At 61.5% G+C, this 7008-nt stretch carries 8 protein-coding genes; 3 read left to right on the top strand and 5 right to left on the bottom strand.

Annotation, left to right across the window (positions count from 1 at the left end; translation table 11 throughout):
- A partial coding sequence (locus WBB85_RS08225; protein ID WP_432638137.1) for a tripartite tricarboxylate transporter permease occupies positions 1–1260 on the top strand: 1260 nt, incomplete at its 5' end.
- Positions 1261–1706: 446 nt separating this feature from the next.
- On the opposite strand, the gene WBB85_RS08220 is transcribed toward WBB85_RS08225, so the two are convergent.
- The 5 genes from WBB85_RS08220 to WBB85_RS08200 are packed head-to-tail and all read right to left on the bottom strand — an operon-like array spanning position 1707 to position 4785.
- A complete protein-coding gene (locus WBB85_RS08220) occupies positions 1707–2009 on the bottom strand; it encodes a hypothetical protein (protein WP_432638136.1) in 303 nt (100 codons plus the stop codon).
- Complete coding sequence (locus WBB85_RS08215) at positions 2010–2300, bottom strand: hypothetical protein (protein WP_432638135.1); 291 nt, start codon at positions 2298–2300, stop codon at positions 2010–2012.
- Positions 2301–3233, bottom strand: a complete 933-nt coding sequence (locus tag WBB85_RS08210; protein WP_432638134.1) for a hypothetical protein — start codon at positions 3231–3233, stop codon at positions 2301–2303.
- Positions 3227–3688 (bottom strand): MobC family plasmid mobilization relaxosome protein, encoded by a 462-nt coding sequence (locus tag WBB85_RS08205; RefSeq protein ID WP_432638133.1) that lies wholly within the window; start codon positions 3686–3688, stop codon positions 3227–3229. Before WBB85_RS08205 ends, WBB85_RS08210 begins: the two co-directional genes overlap by 7 nt.
- The gene (locus WBB85_RS08200; protein ID WP_432638132.1) at positions 3685–4785 is read right to left on the bottom strand and encodes a helix-turn-helix domain-containing protein; all 1101 of its coding nucleotides are present in this window, start codon (positions 4783–4785) and stop codon (positions 3685–3687) included. The genes WBB85_RS08205 and WBB85_RS08200 overlap by 4 nt, the downstream gene beginning before the upstream one ends.
- Before the next feature lie 345 nt (positions 4786–5130).
- Between WBB85_RS08200 and WBB85_RS08195 the strand changes: the two genes are divergently transcribed.
- Together WBB85_RS08195 and WBB85_RS08190 are read left to right on the top strand one after the other, a co-directional pair.
- Complete coding sequence (locus WBB85_RS08195; RefSeq protein ID WP_432638131.1) at positions 5131–6288, top strand: phosphoserine transaminase; 1158 nt, start codon at positions 5131–5133, stop codon at positions 6286–6288.
- 130 nt (positions 6289–6418) lie between these two features.
- Positions 6419–7008: NAD(P)-dependent oxidoreductase (locus WBB85_RS08190; RefSeq protein WP_432638130.1), on the top strand; the 590-nt coding region annotated here is incomplete at its 3' end.

Below are 7008 nucleotides of genomic sequence, written 5' to 3'. Positions count from 1 at the left end.
ATCCTGATCAATGTTCCCGGAACCCCTGCGTCTCTGCCGGCCACCTGGGATGGCTACCCGATGACGAAGCGGGGCGAGGTGAAGCGGGCGCTGACGATCGCCGTTACCGCCTCGGCCACGGGCGGGTTGGTCAGTGCGCTGATGCTGGCCTTCCTGTCAGCACCCTTTGCCAGTTTCGCCCTTAAATTCTCACAGCCCGAATTCTTTGCCGCAACGCTTCTGGGGCTTGTCAGTGTCATCGCCATCGCCAAGGATCAGCCGGTAATCACGATGGTATCGCTGCTTCTGGGCATCGTCGTTGGCACGGTCGGCGTTGACCCGCTCTACGGTCAGGCCCGTTTCAGTTTCGGGGTTGCTGAGATGGAAAGTGGCATCCGCTTCGTTGTCGTGATGATCGGCCTCTTCGCCATAGGCGAAGTCATCGACCTTCTGGCCACTGATCGCGACCTGCGCCCCAAGAAGACAGATGGAAAGGTGATGGGTGCGCGCTTCAGTGATATTCTAAACGTCAAGGGCGCGATCCTGCGCGGTACCGGGATCGGCTGCCTGATCGGCTTGATCCCCGGTGCGGGAGCAACACCAGGCGCGGTGATCGCATATGGCGTCGAAAAGCAGGTTTCAAAGCGTGGAGATGAGTTTGGCACGGGTGTAGAAGAAGGGCTGGCTGCACCAGAAGCGGCCAAGAACGCCACGACCGGGGCCGCGATGGTGCCGCTTCTGACGCTTGGTATTCCGGGCAGTGCTGCCACCGCCATCATGCTCGCGGCGATGATGCTGCACGGCGTCAATCCCGGTCCGCTCTTGTTCATCATGGACCCGTCGATGGTCTACACGATCTTTGCCGCCATGATCATCGCCAATGTGCTGATGATCGGAGCCGGCATAGGGGTTGCGCAGATGTTCTCGACACTGATGCGCACACCGCCTGCAATTCTCGCGGCATTCATCATCGTGCTGAGTGTGATCGGTGCGTACGGCGTTCGGAACAATATCTTCGATGTCTATGTCTGCCTTGCCTTCGGAATACTTGGTTGGGGAATGAAACGCGTCGGATTTCCGTCGGCACCGCTGGTTCTCGGCGTCATCCTCGGGCCTCTGGCGGAACGCTACTTCCTGACTTCGCTCGCGAATTCGAAGCAGGATTGGACCGTGTTCTTCACCCGCCCTATCAGCGCTACGATTCTGTGCTTGGCTTTGTTGTTCGTCCTTTGGTCACTCGCGCCCGGCTTGAAGAACCTCGTTGTACGTCGGCGCGGTTGAAGTACGCGTAGCTGGCCATTGGCGTGAACGGCCTTAGTTGACGGGCGGTCGTAAGCTACTGCTCCGTCTGGTTTGGAACATTGGTATGAGCATTGGGAAATTGCAGCAGTCGGAAAGACTGCTCTGCGCCCGAATGAGAGTAAGGATGCCATGCAGCAGCCGGTATTTGGCACCCGTTTCAAAAATGCGGCTACACAGAATAATGCCCAGAAGTGGAGCCGGATGAACGTCTGCTTCGACTTCGCGCCTTGGTTGGCTCACTCCCGTAGCGAACGACCGCTTCCCGCCCATCGGTTCTGGTGGTCGGTCATCTGATCAGCGACTGCCCAGGTTGCCTGAGGGCGATCTTGAGCTTGGGATCAATATTTTCGCTGCCCAGACCGCTTCAGTTCCAGCCAGTGTCGCGCGTCACGGTTCCCACTCGCGGGCGTTGTCGAATCGAACCTTCAGTTCCCGCTCAATCGTCTTTCGGCGTCCTTCGTTTGTCTCAAGCTTTCGTCCAAGCGTTGCTCCAGCATCGCGTAGCTCTCGGACGCGTTCAGCAACCCCTTCAACGCACCGGCCAACATGTCCTGCGACTTCAGCAGCAGAGTCACGCAGTCGACCAAGCAATCGAGTTTCTGTCCGATCTGCCCTGTCGAGCGCAACTCCAAGTCGCGCAACTGCAGGGCCGAACTCTCGGAGGCGGCGACCAACTGCTCGACGTAGCTCAGCAATTCGCGTTCCAACGCTGTGAGTGGCTCGTTCATTCAGCGTTCCTTCCTCCTGAGACAGGGCAACTTCTCGCCGTTGATGGTGCAATGGGTCGGCTCGATCTGCCCCGGCGGCAGAAGCAGGTAGCTGATTCCCTCGAGTTCGATTCTCTGCCCGATGGGTGTGCTCTTCCGCTCCAGCCGCGCCCCGATCTCCGGCTCCAGATCCAACTCAGCACAACCGACGTCACCAGAAATAGGGCTGCGGTCGCCGCCATCGCCCAGGGTGCGATTGTGATCCAGCGCAAACTCTCGCTCAGGCGATTGCTCAATACCCGCGCGTTCCACTCAATGATCCTGCGCGTATCGTTCTCGATTATATCGCGCGCGTCGGTCGCAATGGTCTCCAAATCCTGCCTGAAGTTCTCCAATTGAGATGCCATCGAGGCGGCGGACGCCTGCCGGATCGCGTCCAGTTCCGCGTTCAGTCTTTCGCTCAGGCGCGTCGGCTCCAGCTTGCCAGTCTTCATGGAAAATCTCCCCCTTTAGCCGCCAGCGGTCGCCGGTCTCCGGGTCACTGACGGTGATGTATTCCTTGCCATGACGCGGAAGCTCGTAGCCCGCCTCGGTCAATGCGGCGACCATCTGGGTGCGATCCTCGATCAGACCCACAGATATCTGATCGAGGATCCAGCCCTGCAGCCCTTCACGCCCCTGGGCACGGTCCGGACGCTCTTCGACCCGGCGGACTTCCCGCGCATGGTCAGCGTCCATCGGGTCGGCCCAGCCGTGTGTCTTGTTCATCAAGTCACGCAAGCTGTCGAAAGCGGCCCGATAGCCGGGCGGCGCGATGTTTAGGCTCTTGCCGCTCTCCAGCTCCATACGCGGCGTGCAGAAATGCAGTTCAACCCGCCCCTCATGGCTGTGGCGCACCCAGAGCATGTCGTAGCTGTGGGCGTCGAGCCCGGCGAAGGCCAGTGCCTCGAAGTGGTCCATGATCTCGCGTTGCTCGGTTTCGCTCGGGGCGTCCTCAGCGGTGAAGGCAATGACCCCGGCGCGGTAGCTCCAGACATGAGGGCAGGCATCGATCAGTGCCTCGGTGCGGTTGGGATCGCCGCGAAGCACCTCGGGTAGCGGCTCGCGCGAGACGCTCAGCGGCTGGCCATTCGCGTCCCGGATCAGATCGCGGTTTTCATCGTATGCCAGCACTGTTTGTGCGACGAGATAACGGACCGGGCCGGAGCCGGTGCCTTTGCCGTTCGGGAAAAACTTGATCAGCATCGCCGGTTCTCTGCGAGTAGCTGGGTAAGCTGGCGCTCGATGGCGACTAGTTGGCGGGCGACCTGAAAGGCATCGATCTGTCCGCTCTCGCCGATTTGCGCGGCTCGGTTCAGCCAGCGGGCGATCTGGTTGAGATTGCCACCGATCCGCCCGACCGCCCGCACCAACTCGGGCGCGACGCGCGGAACCGGCTTCCGGCGACGCACCTCGGTCAGGCCTAAGGCTTCGCGTAGAAGCTCGGCCGCCGACGAGCCCGCCGCTTCGGCCTTTGCCCGGAGCGCGGCCTTTTCAGTCGGCGTGCAGCGAAAGACAAAGGTCTCGCTCAGCGGCTCCTTGGCGCGGGCACCGGCTGCGCTGGTGGGGTTCGAAGGGGAGGCTTGCCACTCCTCGCAAGGTCCTCGGTCAGAAGCGCCAGCGTATGACAGGGGTCGCCTTGCTCTTTGCACCGAAGTCATGACGCAGCTCCGCCAAAGGCGAAATGCATCAATTCGATCAGCAACGTCTGCAGCACCTCCTGATCGCGGGAGCTCTTTCGAACGAGGCCGACGAACGCAGCGATGGTATCGCGAACCTTAAACCGGTCGTCACGGGTAGCGTTTCGGTCAGCGATGAGCAGACAGAGAGCAACCCTGATCTTGCCGAGCCGGTCTCGTGCGTTGTCCCAATCGGCCCCCGAGAGCCCTAGCATCATCGCCCGATCCCTTGCGGCCAGCACGAAGCAGCGCCAACTCGGTGTCCTGTCCTCTTCGTTAGCCTCCTGATAAAGCTCGATCGCCTCTCGCAGTTCGACGCTGGCCAGGTCTCGGACCTGCACCGGGGTGATGTGCAGCTCTCGCGACTTGATTGCATTCGCAGCACTACAGGTTTTGATTTTCCTTTCCCTGTTAGTATCAGGTCGGACCGAAGTGTCCGACGGTGCGGTCACAACTGTCTGACCAATGTCTCCCGGAAAGTCGGTGACGATTGCTTCGACCGCGTCAATGATCGCCGCCAGCTTTTCGTTGTCCTGCACTTCCGAGGGACGAAGGCGCGGAAAAATGGCGCGGGCGGCCGCCAGGGCGTCCGACACAGGGAGGCTACGAATTTGGCGGATCAGGTCGTTGGCGCGCTGTCGGTCCCGTTTCAGGCGCTCGGTATCATTCGCGACGCACCGCAGGTGCGTGAGTAGTTCGCCCGCGCGCTCGATCAGCGGTGCGAGATTGATCCCGCCAGCCGAAAGTATGCGCCCGTCTTCGGCCCGTCGGCCGAAGCGCCGCCCGTTGGTGGCGCCTGTGCGCTGGATCAGCCCGCACCCTTCCAGCCGGGTCTCAATGCGCGTTATCCGGCGCACGTTGACCCCGAGACGGTCCGCAAGCCCGGCTACTCGCTCCCAGAAGGCGCAGATTCGGCCGGGCAGGAAATCTTCGGCGCGGACCAGACGGAAGGCACAGCGAAGGTAGGCAATGTCCTCGTCCCGCAGCCCGAGACGGGGTCGCAGTTTTTCCAGAACATCGATCAGATCATAGGGTGTGACCCCGTCGGGCAGTCCTGTGTGTGTGAGGGCGGTGCTCATGCTGCACCTCCCGCCGGGCTTGAGACGTCGCGCGAGATCGGATAGTCTTGCACAACGATGAACTTCTCTATGCCGCTGAGGTGAGTGCCAGCTCCCTCGGCGGTTTTTCTTTGTCTTTGCAGGCCAGTTCGCGTTGACAGGGCATGCTTTACCTGTGCAACTGTCGCGCCGATCTCTGTGTCAGATTTGTGCCAATCCAGAGGGAATGTTCGCGCAGCGTTCTGCACCTGTCTGCGACAATCTGCAGTGTAAACCACTTTATATCTTGCTTGTTTTTCAGGGGCGAAGTAATCCCGGCGGCGGGACACCCCTCCCCAACGAGGGGCGCTTATCTGGAAGGATAGCATGACAGACCTCAAGACCCCGGCCGCGCGGCCGGTCAATCCGCGCTTTTCTTCGGGCCCCTGCACGAAGATCCCCGGTTTTTCCCTCGATATGCTTATGGGCGCGCCATTGGGCCGCTCGCATCGTGCTGCCGTGGGCAAGGCCAAGCTGAAAGAGGCGATCGACCTCACCCGCGAGGTGCTCGGCGTGCCTGCCGACTACCGCATCGGTATCGTGCCTGCATCGGATACTGGTGCCGTCGAAATGGCGCTCTGGTCGCTTCTCGGCGCCCGGCCGGTGGACATGCTGGCCTGGGAGAGCTTCGGCGAAGGCTGGGTCACCGATGTGGTCAAGCAGCTGAAGCTGGACGCCGTGGTGAAGAAAGCCCCCTATGGCGAGATCGTCGATTTCGGCACGGTCGACTTTGACCGCGATGCGGTCTTCACCTGGAACGGCACGACTTCGGGCGTGCGGTTGCCGAATGGCGATGCGATCCCGGCGGACCGTCAGGGCCTGACCATCTGCGACGCGACCTCGGCCGCTTTCGCGATGGACCTGCCCTTCGAGAAACTCGATGTGGTCACGTTCAGCTGGCAGAAGGTGCTGGGCGGCGAGGGCGCGCATGGCGTGCTGATCCTGTCCCCCCGCGCCGTTGAGCGCCTGGAAAGCTACACCCCCGCCTGGCCCCTGCCGAAGATTTTCCGCCTGACCAAGGGCGGCAAGCTGATCGAAGGCATCTTCAAGGGTGAGACGATCAACACGCCGTCGATGCTCTGCGTCGAGGATTACCTTGTCGCGCTGAAATGGGCGCAGTCGATCGGTGGCCGCAAGGGGCTGATCGCGCGGGCCGATGCCAATGCGAAAGCGGTACGCGATTTCATCGCGGACAAGGACTGGATCGCCGATCTGGCTGTCGATCCGGCAACGGCATCGACCACCAGCGTCTGCCTGAAATTCACCGATCCCCGTATCGCAGACGGCGCGGCCTTTGCCAAGGCTGTCGCCAAGCGGCTGGAAGCCGAAGGCGTCGCGCTCGATGCCGGTGCCTATCGCGACGCGCCTCCGGGCCTGCGCATCTGGTGCGGCTCGACGGTCGAGGCCTCGGACGTTCAGGCGCTGATGCCCTGGATCGAATGGGCCTTCATGGCCGAGATCGAAGCGCAGGCGGTAGAAGCCTGACGGGCCGCAGCCCCGGACCTGCTCCGGGAGCTTGCCCCGGACTTGCTCCGGGGTCTCTCCCGAAACCAACCCAGAGGTCCCGGATCAGGTCCGGGACTGCGTTCCGAATGACAGAACAAGGAATTGCCAAATGGCACCCAAAGTACTCGTTTCCGACAAACTCAGTGAAACCGCCGTCCAGATCTTCCGCGACCGCGGGATCGAGGTGGATTTCGAACCCAACCTTGGCAAGGACAAGGACCGCCTGCTTGAGGTGATCGGCCAATATGACGGCCTTGCCATCCGTTCGGCAACCAAGGTGACCGAAAAGATCCTTGCCGCCGCCGACAATCTGAAAGTGATCGGCCGTGCCGGGATCGGGGTCGACAATGTCGACATTCCGGCGGCATCGAAGAAGGGCGTTATCGTGATGAACACGCCGTTCGGCAACTCGGTCACCACCGCCGAACATGCCATCGCGATGATGTTCGCGGTTGCGCGGCAACTGCCCGAGGCCAGCACATCGACCCATGACGGCAAGTGGGAAAAGAACCGCTTCATGGGGGTGGAGCTCTTTAACAAGACCCTTGGCGTGATCGGTGCCGGCAATATCGGCGGCATTGTCTGCGACCGGGCTTTGGGGCTGCATATGAAGGTTGTGGCTTACGATCCGTTCCTGAGCGAAGAGCGGGCCAAGGCGATGGGCGTGACCAAGGTGGAACTGGACGAACTTCTGACCCG

It is taken from the genome of Albidovulum sp. (genome assembly GCF_049646345.1).
Classification (GTDB): Bacteria; Pseudomonadota; Alphaproteobacteria; order Rhodobacterales; family Rhodobacteraceae; genus Albidovulum.
Note: the sequence above shows the minus strand (reverse complement) of the source record. Positions and strands in the feature narration are given on the sequence as shown.

Coding starts and splice junctions, on each gene's coding strand:
- WBB85_RS08210 (WP_432638134.1), bottom strand. CDS start 3,233: ATGCTGATCAAGTTTTTCCCGAACGGCAAAGGCACCGGCTCCGGCCCG.
- WBB85_RS08195 (WP_432638131.1), top strand. CDS start 5,131: ATGACAGACCTCAAGACCCCGGCCGCGCGGCCGGTCAATCCGCGCTTT.
- WBB85_RS08205 (WP_432638133.1), bottom strand. CDS start 3,688: ATGACTTCGGTGCAAAGAGCAAGGCGACCCCTGTCATACGCTGGCGCT.
- WBB85_RS08220 (WP_432638136.1), bottom strand. CDS start 2,009: ATGAACGAGCCACTCACAGCGTTGGAACGCGAATTGCTGAGCTACGTC.
- WBB85_RS08200 (WP_432638132.1), bottom strand. CDS start 4,785: ATGAGCACCGCCCTCACACACACAGGACTGCCCGACGGGGTCACACCC.